General features: G+C 34.7%; 15 protein-coding genes and 2 pseudogenes. 8 read left to right on the top strand and 9 right to left on the bottom strand.

The window, feature by feature from the left end:
* Positions 1 to 405 precede the first annotated feature (405 nt).
* From AC1W31_RS18225 to AC1W31_RS18210, 4 genes and pseudogenes are all read left to right on the top strand, one after another.
* Entirely contained in the window at positions 406 to 783 is a 378-nt protein-coding gene (locus AC1W31_RS18225) for a hypothetical protein (protein ID WP_481735921.1), read from the top strand.
* Positions 784 to 809: 26 nt separating this feature from the next.
* Positions 810 to 1,259: pseudogene (locus AC1W31_RS18220) on the top strand (ATP-binding protein); the annotation flags it as partial.
* A 53-nt stretch (positions 1,260 to 1,312) separates the two neighbouring features.
* Positions 1,313 to 1,573 carry an ATP-binding protein gene (locus AC1W31_RS18215; protein ID WP_481735920.1) on the top strand — a complete coding sequence of 87 codons (261 nt, stop codon included), beginning with the start codon at positions 1,313 to 1,315 and terminating at the stop codon, positions 1,571 to 1,573.
* A gap of 443 nt (positions 1,574 to 2,016) precedes the next feature.
* Positions 2,017 to 2,955: a purple acid phosphatase family protein gene (locus AC1W31_RS18210; protein ID WP_481735919.1), complete on the top strand. Its 939-nt coding sequence runs from the start codon at positions 2,017 to 2,019 to the stop codon at positions 2,953 to 2,955.
* 127 nt (positions 2,956 to 3,082) lie between these two features.
* On the opposite strand, the gene AC1W31_RS18205 is transcribed toward AC1W31_RS18210, so the two are convergent.
* From AC1W31_RS18205 to AC1W31_RS18165, 9 genes and pseudogenes are all read right to left on the bottom strand, one after another.
* Positions 3,083 to 3,340 carry an EamA family transporter gene (locus AC1W31_RS18205; RefSeq protein WP_481735918.1) on the bottom strand — a complete coding sequence of 86 codons (258 nt, stop codon included), beginning with the start codon at positions 3,338 to 3,340 and terminating at the stop codon, positions 3,083 to 3,085.
* A complete protein-coding gene (locus tag AC1W31_RS18200) occupies positions 3,328 to 3,507 on the bottom strand; it encodes a hypothetical protein (RefSeq protein WP_481735917.1) in 180 nt (59 codons plus the stop codon). The genes AC1W31_RS18205 and AC1W31_RS18200 overlap by 13 nt, the downstream gene beginning before the upstream one ends.
* Positions 3,508 to 3,524: 17 nt before the next feature.
* Positions 3,525 to 4,253, bottom strand: a complete 729-nt coding sequence (locus AC1W31_RS18195; protein ID WP_481735916.1) for a ZIP family metal transporter — start codon at positions 4,251 to 4,253, stop codon at positions 3,525 to 3,527.
* Between the two features lie 2 nt (positions 4,254 to 4,255).
* Positions 4,256 to 6,421: a TonB-dependent receptor gene (locus tag AC1W31_RS18190; protein ID WP_481735915.1), complete on the bottom strand. Its 2,166-nt coding sequence runs from the start codon at positions 6,419 to 6,421 to the stop codon at positions 4,256 to 4,258.
* A gap of 951 nt (positions 6,422 to 7,372) precedes the next feature.
* The gene (locus AC1W31_RS18185) at positions 7,373 to 7,696 is read right to left on the bottom strand and encodes a TSUP family transporter (RefSeq protein WP_481735914.1); all 324 of its coding nucleotides are present in this window, start codon (positions 7,694 to 7,696) and stop codon (positions 7,373 to 7,375) included.
* 52 nt (positions 7,697 to 7,748) lie between these two features.
* The gene (locus tag AC1W31_RS18180) at positions 7,749 to 8,126 is read right to left on the bottom strand and encodes a DoxX family protein (RefSeq protein WP_481735913.1); all 378 of its coding nucleotides are present in this window, start codon (positions 8,124 to 8,126) and stop codon (positions 7,749 to 7,751) included.
* 129 nt (positions 8,127 to 8,255) lie between these two features.
* Positions 8,256 to 9,065: a helix-turn-helix domain-containing protein gene (locus AC1W31_RS18175; RefSeq protein ID WP_481735912.1), complete on the bottom strand. Its 810-nt coding sequence runs from the start codon at positions 9,063 to 9,065 to the stop codon at positions 8,256 to 8,258.
* Between the two features lie 282 nt (positions 9,066 to 9,347).
* A complete protein-coding gene (locus AC1W31_RS18170) occupies positions 9,348 to 10,073 on the bottom strand; it encodes a superoxide dismutase (RefSeq protein WP_481735911.1) in 726 nt (241 codons plus the stop codon).
* 140 nt (positions 10,074 to 10,213) lie between these two features.
* Positions 10,214 to 10,566 (bottom strand): annotated as a pseudogene (locus AC1W31_RS18165) (heavy metal translocating P-type ATPase); the annotation flags it as partial.
* A 430-nt stretch (positions 10,567 to 10,996) separates the two neighbouring features.
* On the opposite strand from AC1W31_RS18165, the gene AC1W31_RS18160 reads away from it, so the two are divergent.
* From AC1W31_RS18160 to AC1W31_RS18145, 4 genes are all read left to right on the top strand, one after another.
* Positions 10,997 to 11,857, top strand: a complete 861-nt coding sequence (locus tag AC1W31_RS18160; protein WP_481735910.1) for a helix-turn-helix domain-containing protein — start codon at positions 10,997 to 10,999, stop codon at positions 11,855 to 11,857.
* A gap of 60 nt (positions 11,858 to 11,917) precedes the next feature.
* A complete protein-coding gene (locus AC1W31_RS18155; protein WP_481735909.1) occupies positions 11,918 to 12,451 on the top strand; it encodes a carboxymuconolactone decarboxylase family protein in 534 nt (177 codons plus the stop codon).
* A 26-nt stretch (positions 12,452 to 12,477) separates the two neighbouring features.
* Entirely contained in the window at positions 12,478 to 12,909 is a 432-nt protein-coding gene (locus tag AC1W31_RS18150) for a hypothetical protein (protein WP_481735908.1), read from the top strand.
* Positions 12,910 to 13,502: 593 nt separating this feature from the next.
* Positions 13,503 to 14,168: a hypothetical protein gene (locus AC1W31_RS18145; RefSeq protein ID WP_481735907.1), complete on the top strand. Its 666-nt coding sequence runs from the start codon at positions 13,503 to 13,505 to the stop codon at positions 14,166 to 14,168.
* The last annotated feature ends 1,018 nt before the right edge of the window (positions 14,169 to 15,186 follow it).

Raw genomic sequence — 15,186 nt, 5'->3', positions numbered from 1 at the left:
AATTTGAATCTGGTTTTAGGTTTATGTTAACATAAATACTTCATTTTTAGGTTTTATCTTAAATTGAATCTTTTTTCATTATCCAAAATAAGCTCAATTTGTATTTTTCCAAGCAGTTTTATTGTACTTTTAAATGCGTTGAACCTGTTGGAAATATCAATGCCAATGAAATGAGAAAAAGTTTTCATAATTTTGACTCAATTTAAATGATAGTACAAAACCTTTCATTAACGTATTCATTACTTTGCTCATGGGTCTTTCCCAAATTTCTATATGAATCTTGTGTTAATGAACCCCTCAGAGCCTTGAATCGTCCCTTGGGTCTTTAACCCATCACAGTACATTAAGGTACTTCTGAGGGGATGGTTTTCTCACTTTGAGAAATTATTTGAAATTACTTTTTTCTTGGAAAAATTCAACAGCACAAACCTAAAAGCACAGTCCTCTGAATTCTTTACTGAACAAGCCCAAAAAGTAGGAGAAAATACCCTCAAAGCCATTGAGCAGCTTCTATGTACTCGTAAATATCCCGAACAAGCCTATAAGCGGAACGCCGCCCGATCTTATGCGGGAATCTTAGCCTTAGTAAAGAAAAAAGAGATTGGGAAAATACGTTTAGAAGCCGCTTGTGAAAGAGCATTACTACACGATTTTTTATCCTTAAAACTCATTTTAAACATCTTGGATAGGGATTTAGACCATGTTATTTTCCAAGAAGAACCCATAAAAGACAACATTATTCCTTTCCATCCTAATATTCGTGGAGCAAAAAACTATCAATAATTTTTCAAATTTTAATTCAATATAGAATGAATCAGCAAGAAACATTGCAACAAATGAAAGCCTTAAAACTCTCAGGTATGGCAACCGCTTACCAAAACATTTTGAGCCTTCCTCTTGATATGCAACCAATGGCAGACCAACTTTTAGCTCAACTCCTTGATGCGGAACATTTAGAAAGATTGAACCGTAAAACCATCGGCTGTATTCGGGCGGCCCACTTTCGTTATCAAGCCATCGTTGAAGAAATCCAATATCTCCCCCAAAGAGGATTGGATAAAAATCTTCTTTCCCGTTTAGCGGATACTTCTTTTATCAAAAGAAGTGAAAACGTATTTATTACGGGTGCAACGGGTTGTGGAAAAAGCTACATTGCTTCGGCTCTTGGCTATCAAGCGTGTCAAATTGGTATAAAGGTTGGCTACTTTTCGATGCCTAAACTACTCCAAAAACTGCAATTCGCCAGGGCAGACGGTTCGATTATTAAAGAACTCGCTAAACTTGAAAAACTCAACCTTCTTATTTTAGACGATTGGGGCGACCGACGCTCGGTTTACAACCTTTGGATACCCCAGCGAAGTTATCGCTTTTGCAACTTATCGAAGACAGACATGGTAAGAACTCCACTATCATTACTTCACAATTACCAGTGGCTCAATGGTTCGATTATATTAACGAACCTACCCTTGCTGATGCAATCTTGGATAGACTCATGCAACAAGTACATCGCATAGAATTGAAAGGTGAATCCATGAGAAAATCTCGAGAAAATGACAATCCTATCAATCCATAATTATCTTTGTAAATCTCGCTAAATACTTATCCACAAGTGGTACTCATTCACGACACTTACTGGTGCTCACTCGCAATAATATACAAATAAAGTCAGTATTGAAGCAAGCCCGAATTGGTTGATTGAATATTGTTGAAGGGTTTGGGATTTGAAAAATCATGAAAACCAAGTTTGAAGAAATCCCATTATCTCAAATTATTTTGTAAGATTTTACCCGTTTTTATCAGCGAGTTTTGTTTGATTACTGAGATGGTTTATAGGATGGTTTATTTTGTAAGAAAATAGTTTGCGAATTTAAAATCATTTAGCTGTTGAGCCTAAAAATTACTATACGCTATAGATGGATGTCAAGCTATTTTTGTTGCATTCATTTTATGATTCTAATTTTTAGAATCGTTGGATAATAAGTAGCGTTGTTTATCCTAAATTTAAAAAAATACTTTATGCCATTTATCCAAAGATTTTTTCTTTATTGCTTATTGCTTTTGACCCTATGGTCTTGTAATCACGATTCAACTTCTTCCAACCCGCTGAAAGAATTATCGTTTTTAGTCGTGGGAGATTGGGGGAGAAATGGTACGCAAAACCAGCAAGAAGTCGCTAATCAAATGAACCGAACGGCTTTGAAAGAAAACGCTCAATTTGTCATTTCAACGGGAGATAATTTTTATGAATCGGGGGTAAAAAATGTCACTGATTCTCAGTGGGAAACATCTTTTGAAAAGGTTTATGCGGGAATTGGTTTACAAAAAGATTGGTTGGTTGCACTCGGAAATCACGACTATCAAGGTAATCCACAGGCTCAAATTGATTATTCCCTTAAAAGCTCTCGTTGGAAAATGCCAGCCCGTTATTTTACTTTGGTGAAAACCATTGATGAAATGACCAAGGTTCGTTTGGTGTTCATTGACTCTAATCCTTTTGTGAAAGAGTATCTTAAAAATCCAAAGGCTTATTCCGATATTGCTAACCAAGATACGCAAAAACAATTAGTATGGTTGGATAGTGTTTTGACGAATGCGAAGGAAAAGTGGAAGATTGTTATTGGACATCATCCCATCTATTCCGCAGGGTTTGGTCACGGTAATCAGGATGAATTGATTAGTCAAATAAAACCCATCTTAGAAAAAAACCATGTTCAAATGTATTTCTGTGGACACAGCCACAGTTCTCAATACCTTAAACGCCCCGATAGTTCAGTAGATTACGTGGTGGCGGGTGCAGGTTCTTCTACCGTTGAATTGGTTAAACAGGAAAGCTCGGTTTTGTTTGGCACAATAACCCCAAGTTTCACCCTTATTTCTCTATCCAATAATTTACTAAGAACCACTTTTGTGGATTCGACGGGACAAATTTTATTTAACACACAGAGGGGTTTTTAATAGCGAGAAGGCATATTCACTATTAATGTGACCGATGTATTTAAACCTGAAAAAGATAAATTTCGGAACTTTTAGGTAATTCTAAGTACAAAGAATAAAAATATCTCTACATACTTTTGGTGTGCGTTTATTTCCAAATCAAAATTGCCATTCCTACTAAAATAAAACCTGCACCAATTAAAACCTTCGTTGTCATAGGTTCCTTTAAAATAATGAACGAAAGTAAAAGCGTTACCACAATACTTGCTTTGTCAATGCTCGCCACATACGCAACTTGTCCTTCTTTCATGGCTCGATAGTAAAAAATCCATGATAATGAGGTTGTGATGCCCGAAATAGCTAAGAAAATCAAATTACTTTTAGGGGCTTGTTTTATTTCAGACATAGCATTATTAAAAAAAAAGCATTAACCATAACAATGCTAAAAACGACCATTGTTCTGATGCTCAACGCTACATCGCTACTCAAATTCTTCATGCCAAATCTATCAATTACAGAAGTTAATCCTGCAAAAAGCATTGAAATGATGGCAAATATTTTCCACTTTTCCATAATTTCTTTTTTTTCGATTAAACTATAATTCCGATGATTAAAAAAAGTAAAAATCCGACAAAAAATGCCGAAGTTAACCAAGGGCTTTCCTTCATTTCGTATGCCTCGGTTAAAAGTTCTTCCGTTACTAAGTAAAGTAAAGCCGCTAAACCAAAAGAAAGAATAATTTCCAGCCAATTAGCGGTCAAATTGCTTAATAAAGTTGCTCCAAGCATTGTACCAATTAGAAATAACATAGCCATAGAAGCCATAATCAGAACGGTTTTTCCTTTACTAATATTTTTATTTCTCAATGTAGAGGTAACCGCAAGACTGAATACAAAAACTTCGACAGCAAGTGCAACAGTCAGTAAAATGCCTTCTTTTTGTCCTGCGATAAAGCCAATCCCTATCAACAAACCATCAATAAATTCATCCACGCAACCTGCAACTATTAAACCCCAAGGTACTTTCGCTTCATTACTTTCATGATCATCTTCCATTTTTTCGCTAAACATTTTCACTAAAAACATAGTTATCACGCCCATGCTAAAGCCAATAACTATGTCTAACGGCATATTTCTATGTACAATGTCTGGCAATATTTCAACTGCAACAACCGAAAAAATAATACCTGCCGCAAAATGTAATAAAAAGCCTCTTAGTTTATCGCTTGGCTTAATGTAAAGTGCAATTAGACAACCTATTATAGTTGCCGAAGTTGCAATAAGTGCATATTTTAAAATTTCTATTGTTGAAATATTCATAACTATAAATTGATTTTTAAACCTCCGTTGAAAATAAGTCCGTCCGTTGGTGTGTAAACTTCTCTAAATTGGGGATTTTGGATAGTTCCCGAAAACATATTTTCATAGCGAGATTGTCGGCTGTCCGTAAAATTTTCCAAATTGGCAAATAAACTGAAATGCTTAAATCTATATTCCCCCGAAATGCCCATAACCCAATAATCTCTTACCTTTTCCGTGTTAGTTAAATACTGTTGTCCTACATAAAAAACCTCGTAAGCAAGCCTAAATTTCTCCCCCAATTCCCACATAATATTGGCGTTCAAACGATGCTTTGCCGTCAAAGGATTGATGGTTGAAATGTTATTAAAATTCCTACTCGCATCAATGTAGGTATAACCAAGGTAGAAAGAAATATCCTCAACTCGGAGTTTTATATTGGTTTCAAAACCTTTGCTCTCAATGTTTCCGTTGGCATTGGAAAATGCAAAAATATTTGTGCTGGATACCCGATTTAAAATTAAGGGATTATTAATAGTTGTATAGAAAAACATTTGATTGAAAGATAAACTTACTTCCTCAAAAATGGTCGTTTTATAATTAATATCGGCATTTAAACCATACGATTTTTCGGGGCTAATTATTGCAAAATCAAGTGGACTGATATTTTGAAAGGCTTTTTCCTCGGAATCTTCCGAAAATATGGTAGGATTTTTATACCCTAAACCACCACCAACTCTGGATGTTATTTGGTCGGTAATTTTATAAAGTAATGATAAACGAGGTAGCACAAAAACGTTACTTTTGTCAGAAACATCTACACGTAAACCACTCTCTACGATAAACTTCTCGGTAACATTCAAATTATTTTGGGCAAAAATACCAAAAGAAGAATTGAAATAGTCTAATTTATTGGTAACTACATTAGCTTGTTTAAAATTATCGGAAACAAAACTTGTCCCTAAAATCCATTCCGATTTTTCGTTCGGAACTAAATAAGTGGCTTCGCTAAAAGTTGAAATTTGTTGCCCTTCAAAATTATAGGTTGGTCGTAAAATCTGACGGTTAAAAGAACCAATGCTATTTTTGAGCGTGAATATATTTTTGTTGGCAAAAGTCTTTTCAAACTTTGCTTGGGTCGAATATCGGTTACTGTTATTGGTTTCAAAAAACGAATGTGTTGCATCGGCTTTGTTATCTATCACTAACATATCGCCCCCTGTACGTTTCTCAATCCCCGCATTAATGCCAAAACTGAAGGTGGTTTTGTCGTTCGGATAATAAAAGAACTTTGGATTTATCGTGAATCTCTCAAACTTTGGAATGTCAGAAAATCCGTCATTATTCGTATCGTAGGCTTTTTGAGTATTATTAGCCACAAAAACAGTTAGTCCCGTTTTCTTATATTTTTCCGCATAAAAACCACTCAAATCTAAAGCTTGAGTTTGATTTACGTTTGCCAAAAATGAGAGTTCTCGGGTGTCGGTTGGTTCTTTTGTGATAAGATTGATAAGTCCTGCAATGGCTCCCCCGCCATAGAGTGTCGAAGTGGAACCTTTGATAACCTCGGCTCTTTTTAAGTTCAAAGGAGGAATTTGTAAAATACTCAAACCTCCCGCAAAACCCGAATACAAGGGGAAACCATCTTGCAGAAGTTGGGTATATTTTCCGTCTAAGCCTTGTATGCGTATGCTGGCACTGGCGGAAACCTGCGAAGTTTGCTGGGTTTGAATCCCTGTACTTTCAGTCAGTAACATTTTAATATTCCCCGGTTGCATCGTAGCTCCTTCGGCTAAGTCTTCTCCCGAAATAGTTTCAATGCGGGTAGGAATATTTTTGATATTTCTACTGCTTCGAGTGGTTGCTACTACCACGACTTCTTCTAAATTTTCTGTCGATGGTTCTAATGCTATTTCAACGGACTCAGTGATTATTGGAAAGGTAAAATTTCTCTCTTTTTTTCCGTAGCCAACTGATTGAAAACGAATGGTTTGTTTCCCATTGGGAATATTTCTGAGTTCGACAAAGCCTTTTTCATTAGAAGTTGAGCCGTTTTGAGTGTCTTCCAAAATTACGGAAACGCCAACTAAGGGTTCTTTGGTTTTCTCATCAATAACGGTGGCTTTGAAAGTATTTTGGGCGGTTGCTAAAAAAGGCAATAGTAGAAGAATAAGGATTATTTTTTTCATCTTTTGATTTTATGCTAATTTTTTAAAATAGAAAAACAGGCAAATGCGTATCACATTGCCGAAATTATATCCAAAAAAGCATCAAATCAAAAAAGAAGAATGGAGTAAAAAAAGCCTGTCAGGGGGCTGGATGAAGGTTTTTTGATAAATTAAATAATCTTTTGATGGAATCGGGGTTGAATCAAAGCAAAAGCGAATTGGATAATCGTAAGTAATGTCAAAATATGGGACAGTTTGTAAATCCGCATTCTCAAAGCTGTAATCATGGTGCTGCTGCACATACAAATGACTCTCATTCTCAAAATTTGATTTCTTCTCCGTGTCCGAAAACTCAAATACCGTCATGCCGTAGCAAAACGATATAAGCGTGAGAAGGAATATTTTAAAATGCTTTATCATTATGACAAAGGTACAGGAAAACGTTATTAGGAAACGGCAATTTGAAATTTTTAGTTGAGAAATAATGTAGAATCGCATTAAAGTCTTGTGTGGCATTGTTTAGCGATTTTGAAAAATGGAAATACAGGATTAAATATTTATATGTATAAATTCGTAATACTCGCTTGGAAAATAAAAAAGATTTTATTCATCCAAGAATTATATCTTAAAAAATCATTGATAGCGATTACGCACTCCAATATTTCTCCAACATTGGTTTCTAAGTTTGTATTGAAATTTTAAACAACACAAAAATGAAACGTACCATCTCAATGATAGCTAGGGTAAAATTAAAAGAACGTACAAAAATCGTCACGGGTCACGCAGAATATTTATCTTAAATAATTATGATGGCTACTTGATTCTCAGCCAGTTTATTTGCTTAAAATAACGTGAACTTTTCAGATTTCGATTACAAAAAATAGCATAGGATTCAAAATGGGAGTGCATCAAAAAGTGTGGGGCAAGTTGTTTTGAGAATAATCTTTCAAGGTGTTTAACAGTTCAATTGAACTATTCTGAATACTTAATATAAAATATGATTGAGATTGCCCCACACTTTTTGATGCACTCCAATAATAGCCAAGCTCCGAAAAACGTAGTAATGACAGTAGGAATAGCAAAATGAAGGATTACTTGTTTATCGGCATTTTTATCCGGTAAAATAAGTTTGAAGATATTATTGGCAAAATGCACCACACCAGTTAAAGCGATAGCCAGCTCGACAGGAAAAAATATCATGACAATTGGTGTTAGGATTGTGCCCAAACCAAAGCCCGAAAAAAAAGTGAGAATAGCAATGAAAAAAGCAACTAATGAAAGTATAAATAGGGTCATAATCGGGGAAATAATTTACGGTCAACTGACCAATTTCCACCACCTTTTATGATTAAAAAATGCTACCTAAAAGCATAGCCCAGTCGGTACGGCTGTCATGAATCATCGACCAAAAGCCGTTATCTATGAAAAGTTGTGCTTTTGTTACCGAAACAGCCACTAACATTATTACGAGCGTAGGTATAGCGACCAATCTTGTGAGTAAGCCAATTAAAATTAATACTCCACAAATAATTTCAAAACTGCCTACAAAAGTGCCTAAGAATTCAGGGTTTGGCAAACCTATTTTTGCAAATCTACCTGCACCTAATTTATCAGCAAAAAGAAATTTTTGTATGCCCTCCGATAAAAACACCGCCCCAACCATGAGTCGAATAATGATGGTTGTAGAGGAGTTGTCTGTTTGATTTTTTTTTAAGTAATCCATCATCTTGTTTAAGATTTTAAAGTTTAAACCTTAAAATCACCACATAATTATATTATAGCAAAATTAAGCATCGTAAATTTCATACAATAAAACTTGTAAGCGTGGTATATTTGAAAATACTGCGGTATAGATTTAAATACTACGAAAGGCTTGAGGCGTATACCCTGTAAATCGTTTAAAGTATTTGATAAAATGGGATGAATCAGAAAAATGCAAAGTAAAAGATATTTCAGAAATGGTAAGATTAGTATAGAACAGAAGCCTTTTTGCTTCAATGATAATATGCTCTGCCAAAACTTCGGTAGCTGATTGGTTTACGGATTTTCGGCAGATTGCATTGAGGTTTTGAGGCGTTGTATTTAAAATATCAGCATAATGTGCAACATTATTTTTGATTTCGGCGGTCTGACCCAATAACTCTCTAAATGAATGAAATAAATCGGTTTTAGTATTACTAATTTGTAGCATTGAAACCTCTAATATTTTTGCAAGTAATGCTTTTAGCAAACCACCTAAAAGCAAACTATTACTTTCATTTTCGCTATTATTTTCCTTTGAAAGTAGCTCAAAAAGTTGCTCAATTGACTCATTATCATTAAGTTGAACACAAGACAAACTACTTACTTTTGTAATCAACATTTTTAGCTCATTGTCAAGACTCTTGTCCACAAATCTCTTCTTCAAAAGTATTACATAGCCATCAGGTTCAGTGAGCAAGTCCCAATGATGCACCTGTTCCTTTCTTACAAAGAAAATAATTGGCGGTTGCACCGTAAATTTATCGTAGTCAATGCCATGTATGCCACTGCCTTTTGACAAATAAATGATTTCAAAATAACTGTTGTGCTTGTGCGGCTCAGTTTTTCTGACGTGTTTTCTAAATGGTGCAATTTTGATTAGTTTTCCTACTTCGCTTTTATCTTTAATTTCTATGTTTGACATGGCAATAAAGAGTCTTAAATTTATGGATGGTTAGGGTTGATTGTTTGTATTAATACTGTAAACTATTTGGCTAATATTAATATCACTACTTAAAAAAGGCTTTTTTAAGTGCTATGTGCATAATTTATTCGCAATAGTTGACAGTGTTTTTATTAATGCTGTATTTTCACATCAAAACTTCATATTCTGAATCCTAACAGCATTCAAAATAGCTTATATAACGACACCCGAATTACGGATTTTTTTGTATATATTAGCCTTGATAGTCAATTAATTAGAAACTTATTTTATTAATTTCAAACCAATTTCAAGTCTTTGTGCAGCATTGTCCCAATTCATATAATTGAAAAGCTCATCAACAAAATCGGCCCGTTTACTTTTGTACTTTAAATAATAAGCATGCTCCCAAACATCGACAACCATCAAGGGTATAATTCCCCAAATTGCAAGTTTTTCATGGTTTTCAACTTCCAAAATCATTAAACGGTTGCTTTGTGGATGAAAGCCCAAAAGCCCCCAGCCATTGCCATCAACATTTTTGGAATGATGAGCCAATTGCACTTTCATCTTTTCAAAAGAGCCAAAATCTTTTTCAATTCTTTTTAATAAATCACCTGTTGGTTCGGTTTTTTTATTTGTAATGTTTGTCCAAAAAATAGTGTGTAGTACATGGCTGGAAAGGTGCATTGAAAGTTTTTTTGTCCAATAATCCACACCTTCAAAGTTCCCAGTTTCCAGAGCAGACTTTATCAATCCTATTGCTTTATTGGCAGTATTAACCGCTCCGCCATGATGGGCTGTATAATGTAATTTCAAAACATCAGCGGGCATAAACGGCTCCAAAAATGTTTCCGAATATGGCAAAGCACCTAATACAAACTTTCCTGTATCGTCAGTAAGTTTATCCAAACCGCTTTCGTTCAGTGTAGCACTAAAAACATCATTGCCTTTCAAGAGACTTGCTCCAGAAATAACGGCTGTGTTTGTGAGGAATTGATTTCGAGTCATAATAAATAGTTTTTTAAGATTAAGCCGATTATTGCACAAGCAATAATGATGTAAGGTTCGGTAATTTTTTTATACTTCCAAAGTAAATAAATGACTATGCAAGCAATTATTGTTTTTGAGATATCAATTAGCAACCTTTATATGGTAGCCAATCCGCCAGCACCCAAATTTAAAACAATTCCTTTTACGACAAATACCAAAGTGATATTTTGCCAAACAATGCGTTTGGTTTGTTTACCTATATTGATTACCATAGGTATTTTTGAAGGCATATCGTCTTGAATAACTACATCGGCAGTTTGGATGGTGGCATCATTTCCCAAGCCGCCCATTGCAATTCCAACATCGCTCAACGCAACAACGGGGGCATCATTTATGCCATGGCCGACAAAACAAACGGTTTCATTAGGGCTTTCAATTCTTTGACTTTGTTTATTTTATCTTCGGGAAGAAGGTCGCCAAATGAATTAATTATGCCCAATCTATCCGCCACAAATTTTGAGTGCGTCAAAAGTGTGGGGCAAATTGTTTTAATACAATTTTTCAAGATGGTTAACAGTTCAGTTAAATGGTTCTGAATCCTTAATATTAAGATATGATTTAGATTGCCCCACACTTTTTGATGCACTCCATAATAATATTCCGTTTCAAGTTTATAAGAAAGCAAAAGAAGGCGTATTGTAACTAATAGAATAGTCATAAACCGTAAATTTTCGCACAAATGTTATGAAAACCTCAAATTTAAGTGACTCCCCAACGTTAGTAATTCTTTTGTACTTTTGTTTCGGCAGACGGAAACCATCAAACATTTGTAGGTAATTGAACATGAGTAATTTATATCAGCAGACGTTCGGGCGGACGAGCAATGAAGCTACCACCACAATACTTTTTCTTTACTTACCATTTTAAAATGACAACTCCCAATGATATTTAAAGGATTAAATAACGAATTCATAGAATTAATTGACATAGAAAAAGATGGTTCTTTAACTTTTGACAACACGTTGTCTTATCCACTTACATTTGTATGGTTAAAGGGACAGCTAACAGAAATAGATTTTGAGGGAATAAATCTGACACTTAATGACAATACTATTCTATGCCTTACGTCCTTTCATAAAATTGAATTCAACCGTTTAGAAACTGCAAGAATCATCAAATTTAACCGACAGTTTTATTGTGTCAAAGACCACGATAGCGAGGTGAGTTGTAAAGGACTTTTGTTCTATGGTGCTAATCAACTACCTTACTTTCAAATACCAGAAGATGAAATGGATAAATTTGAAACATTTTGGCGAATGTTTAAAATTGAAATGCAGTCAAAAGACGACTTGCAATTGGAGATGCTTCAAATGATGTTGAAAAGATTTATTATACTATGTACACGTATTTATAAATCACAGATGAACCTTTCTATACTGGAAGTAAAAGAGGTTGATGTGGTTAGAGAGTTTCATTATTTAGTAGAACAGCATTTTAAGACGAAGCATTCAGTAAAAGAATATGCAGACCTATTAAATAAGGTGACCAAGACACTCGCTAACATTTTTTCGCAGGTTTCTGAGAAAAGTCCGCTACAAATCATACACGAAAGGAAAGTTTTGGAAGCGAAGAGAATGCTAAGATATACCGATAAGCCTGTTAAAGAAATCGCATATGAACTTGGCTTTGAAGATATACAGACATTCAGTCGTTTTTTCAAAAAAATGGAAAATACAAGCCCTTCTGATTTTAAAAAATCGCTTTTGGGAAGTATTGCCAACTCTTCGGGAATGATGACCTAACATTACCCCTCGTTGTTGCCCCATCTTTGCATCGTAATTATTTAATTAATATTTAAAACGATGACAAAGTTCACTGTTCCCGTCCGAGGAGAAGTATCGGAAAATAATCAAGCAATTTTTGATAGCCTTCAAAAAGGCTTAGGATTTGTGCCAAATTTATATGCCTATTACGCAAAAAACGAAACGGCATTAGGCGACTATCTTGCTTTGCAAAATCGCAAATCAACATTAAAAACTAAAGAAAGAGAGGTAATCAATCTAATAACAAGTCAAATTAATGGTTGCCGTTATTGCCAATCAGCTCACACGGTTTTAGGAAAAATGAACGGCTTTACAGATGAACAAGTAATTGAATTGCGTAAAGGTTCGGCTTCCTTTGACTCAAAGTTAGATGCTTTGGTGAAATTCGCTTCCTCTGTAGTAGAAAATCGTGGTAAAGCCACAGAAGAAAGCAAAGAAGCGTTTTTTACAGCAGGCTATACTGAAGCCAATTTAATTGATGTGGTAATTACAGTTGGTGACAAAATCATCAGCAACTACATTCACAATTTAATCGGTTTCCCTCTTGACTTTCCGATTGCCCCTGAACTTTAATTTTTTAACTTTTAAAATTCATCAAAATGAACATAAATAAAATAAATTGGGAAAACGCCATTATTGGTGGCGTTTTAGGTACCCTTGCTTTTGACATCATCGGTTTCTTTTTCACAGGAACTTGGTGGGATATTCCAAGGCTTTTGGGTGAAAAAACAGGTTTAGGCACTGCCTATGGTATTTTTGGTCATTTTTCAAACGGGATTTTATTGGCTATTTTATATGCAGGTATTGCACCTTCTTTGTGGGGGCCTACTTGGCTAAGAACCCTCTTGTTTGTTACTGCCGAAACCGTTGCTCTTGTTTGGTTTTTTATGTTTCCTCTTTTAGGAGCTGGTATTGCGGGCACTAAAATGGCAGCTATCATTCCGCTTGTTTCTTTGGTAAGACACATATTTTATGGTGTCCCTGTTTGGTATTTTGTTCACAAATTTCAAAGTGTACAAGGTAGCGAATGAGGTTCTTCGTCAATTTGGGTGAAAGGTTGTTTCTCCTTTAAAATCGCAGATGCTTAAATTCTCATATTATACTCTTATTTCTAAATGGGCGGGTTATTGGTAAAATTTATTTTTTAAAACTGCATTAGCAGATACTTTTTACCAAAATTGACGAAGAACCTCATATGCAGGAATACACAGAGTAGTATTTGGATTTTCGGCATTCATTTTTGTACAAATTTCAATGGCAATCATGGGAGCAATATTTCCAATGCTCGAAATGGAAGGGTCAATGATTTTAACGATGATAGGCAGTATTATTGGTCATGTGGTTTTTTGAATTGGGGTTTCTAAAACCGTAAACTATTGAAGTAATGGATTTTACAAGTAAAAGTTGTAATAGAATTGCACCAAGATTCAAGTTATCTTGGTGCAATATCAAAACAATAATTCTGTTAGGATTAGCCTTGTACGTATTTTTTACGAGCTAAATATGGCAATTCATTTCAATTGTAATTGTCGGCTAAACGACAATAAACGTTTGAACGGTTTAGTAATTTTATCTTATCAATTAATTTGCCCATGTTTTTAAACAAAAATAACATTATAAAAATATGAAAAAATCACTATTATTCCTTTCTTTTTTATTAGTAGTCTTCGCTTCAGTGGGTCAGAATGGTACTTCCGTTGAATTAGGTGGTGCTGTTGGTACTTCCATTGGTAGTATCAGTGCCACTGGATTTAAGCATTGGGGCATTGGTAGTAAAAAACGTTTTTACATCGGTACGGGCTTACGATTTACGTCATTATTTGGCAGCAATGTTAATTTCACGACTGCCCCTGCGGATTTAACGAGCGATGCTAAAAACATTGATACGCTTTTAGCTCTAAGTCCTACCGTAAGTTCACTTAATTTAATGGTTAGCTTGGGTTATAAGGTTTCCGAGAAATTTGATGTAGGATTTAATATTGATGCCATCGGAATTTCTTTTGGACCAACAGGAACTCCTTCGTACATCAGAAACGGAAAATCAGTAGCAAGTTCAGCGAGTCCAACGTCTCCCAATATCCTATTAGTGGGGGATAATGACAAAGGTTCTTTGAACTCTCATTTGTTTGTTCAGTATAAACTATCCGACCATTTAGGTCTGAAAGTTGCCTACCAATTTCTGTTTAATGAATTAACAACTACCTCAAAAATTCAAACAATTCCGTCGGTAAATGATAGATTTAGAGCAAAATCTACGATGGTTTATGTGGGGTTGAATTATAGTTTTTAAAAAATTTGATAATTAATTTTAGTACCCATCCCCAAAACATCTACAACGGCATTTAAGCGTTCACTAAATTTTTGTTATTGGGTTTGATGGTTACGATAATCTCAATGCTACGACTTGTTTAATATTTGATTTAACACTACTGGACAAACAATTTATTATACTGAATCGGGGCTTTAATTGTTACATTCATGAATTGTACTAAATCAAGAAACCGTGATAGGGTTATGAATCTTTGTTGGATTAAGGAGTGCATCAAAAAGTGTGGGGCAAATGATTATTGGGGGTAGTTCTTGGAAAGTGTTGATAATAAAACTAAGCATTCGATAAATTGTATTTTTGTGGTCACAAATCATAAAAATCAATGAATCAAAATGCTATGTTAACGAGTAAAAAATAAGTTGGTCAATCTCTACTTTTTATTAAGTAGTTCCATTTAGGTCTTTTATCATCGAAAGTAACATAATTTTTGATATTATCGGGTAAAATTAAAAGAATGTACAAAAATCGTCGTGGGTCTCTCAGAATTTTTAACTTCCATAATTATGATGGCTACTAGTTTGTTTGGATGAAATAGTCAAGATTACGTCGAATCTTAAAGTCAGATTTCTAAGTATCACCGAATCTACCGAATCTTGGTTTCTTAGCAAGAGTCTTATAGATTTCGTAACGCTGAATCCCAAGATTCCGTCAAATATTAGTTATTTCGGGCAAGTGAATTGGCTAAGAATTGAGTAGCCGGCATAATTATGGAAGTTAATAATTCTGCGAGACCCGCGACGATTTTTGGTTGCAGCTAAAGAAAAGTAAAAAATTTCCCACGACTTCCGTAGATTTTTTTAGTCTCTATAAAATTACGTTTGTACGATTGTAAGAGCATACATTTTGATGATTTAATTAATTTGTGCGTTTTTAAACAAAATCTTGAAGATTTTGAAAATCTGGTTGTTTTTTAGACTTTAAAATTAGAGAGCGGTAAGATAAATTATCAGATAATAACCCCCTGCTAAGGCTCTACAAT

Source organism: Arcicella sp., assembly GCF_964672035.1.
Note: the sequence above shows the minus strand (reverse complement) of the source record. Positions and strands in the feature narration are given on the sequence as shown.

Excerpts from the sequence above, each read along its gene's own strand:
- AC1W31_RS18195 (WP_481735916.1), bottom strand. The coding sequence starts at position 4,253 with ATGAATATTTCAACAATAGAAATTTTAAAATATGCACTTATTGCAACT.
- AC1W31_RS18175 (WP_481735912.1), bottom strand. The coding sequence starts at position 9,065 with ATGTCAAACATAGAAATTAAAGATAAAAGCGAAGTAGGAAAACTAATC.
- AC1W31_RS18145 (WP_481735907.1), top strand. The coding sequence starts at position 13,503 with ATGAAAAAATCACTATTATTCCTTTCTTTTTTATTAGTAGTCTTCGCT.
- AC1W31_RS18160 (WP_481735910.1), top strand. The coding sequence starts at position 10,997 with ATGATATTTAAAGGATTAAATAACGAATTCATAGAATTAATTGACATA.
- AC1W31_RS18190 (WP_481735915.1), bottom strand. The coding sequence starts at position 6,421 with ATGAAAAAAATAATCCTTATTCTTCTACTATTGCCTTTTTTAGCAACC.
- AC1W31_RS18210 (WP_481735919.1), top strand. The coding sequence starts at position 2,017 with ATGCCATTTATCCAAAGATTTTTTCTTTATTGCTTATTGCTTTTGACC.
- AC1W31_RS18200 (WP_481735917.1), bottom strand. The coding sequence starts at position 3,507 with ATGGAAAAGTGGAAAATATTTGCCATCATTTCAATGCTTTTTGCAGGA.
- AC1W31_RS18185 (WP_481735914.1), bottom strand. The coding sequence starts at position 7,696 with ATGACCCTATTTATACTTTCATTAGTTGCTTTTTTCATTGCTATTCTC.
- AC1W31_RS18155 (WP_481735909.1), top strand. The coding sequence starts at position 11,918 with ATGACAAAGTTCACTGTTCCCGTCCGAGGAGAAGTATCGGAAAATAAT.
- AC1W31_RS18170 (WP_481735911.1), bottom strand. The coding sequence starts at position 10,073 with ATGACTCGAAATCAATTCCTCACAAACACAGCCGTTATTTCTGGAGCA.
- AC1W31_RS18150 (WP_481735908.1), top strand. The coding sequence starts at position 12,478 with ATGAACATAAATAAAATAAATTGGGAAAACGCCATTATTGGTGGCGTT.
- AC1W31_RS18205 (WP_481735918.1), bottom strand. The coding sequence starts at position 3,340 with ATGTCTGAAATAAAACAAGCCCCTAAAAGTAATTTGATTTTCTTAGCT.
- AC1W31_RS18180 (WP_481735913.1), bottom strand. The coding sequence starts at position 8,126 with ATGATGGATTACTTAAAAAAAAATCAAACAGACAACTCCTCTACAACC.